Genomic DNA, 755 nt, shown 5'->3' with positions numbered 1-755 from the left:
ACGCGATTCTATTCATGATCCCAGTTGCAATCGCTCCTGCGGTAGAGCACGTGGGTGACATGTTGGCTATCTCAAATGTAACGGGTAAAAACTACCTGAAGAAACCAGGCCTACACCGCACTATCGCGGGTGACGGAATCGCGACAATTGCAGCATCAATGGTTGGTGCGCCGCCAAACACTACTTACAGTGAAGTAACAGGCGCGGTAATGCTGACCAAAGCTTTCAACCCTGTAATCATGACTTGGGCTGCCATTACCGCTATTGTTCTTGCGCTGGTAGGTAAGCTAGGTGCGATTCTGCAAACCATTCCTGTGCCAGTAATGGGCGGCATCATGATTCTTCTGTTCGGTTCTATCGCAACCGTCGGTTTGAATACGCTGATTAAAAACAACGTTGATCTACACAAGTCTCGTAACCTAGTGATCGTTGCAGTCACACTGGTATTTGGTATCGGTGGTATGGCTTTCGGTATCGGCGAGTTCAGCCTACAAGGTGTAAGCCTATGTGGTATCGTGGCAATCCTTCTTAACCTAGTGCTGCCACACGACCTTGGTGAAAACCACGTGGTTGATAACGCTCAAATGGAAGAAGAAAGCGCGAAGTAATTCGACTGTGCGACTTTTAAGTGGCGCACTTTAACCTTTCTAAATAAACAGCAACAAAAAAGGCTTGGTGAAAACCAAGCCTTTGTTTTATTCGGAGTAACTAATTACTTAGTACCGAAAATCTTATCACCTGCATCACCAAGACCA

General features: G+C 46.5%; 1 protein-coding gene. It reads left to right on the top strand.

What is annotated here, in order from left to right:
- Nucleotides 1-608: uracil-xanthine permease family protein (locus R7O13_RS26435; protein WP_318305150.1), on the top strand; the 608-nt coding region annotated here is incomplete at its 5' end.
- Nucleotides 609-755 lie beyond the last annotated feature (147 nt).

This window comes from Vibrio sp. Y176 (assembly GCF_033438945.1).
The sequence above is the reverse complement of the archived record's forward strand: the minus strand, read 5'-3'. Positions and strand labels throughout refer to the sequence as shown.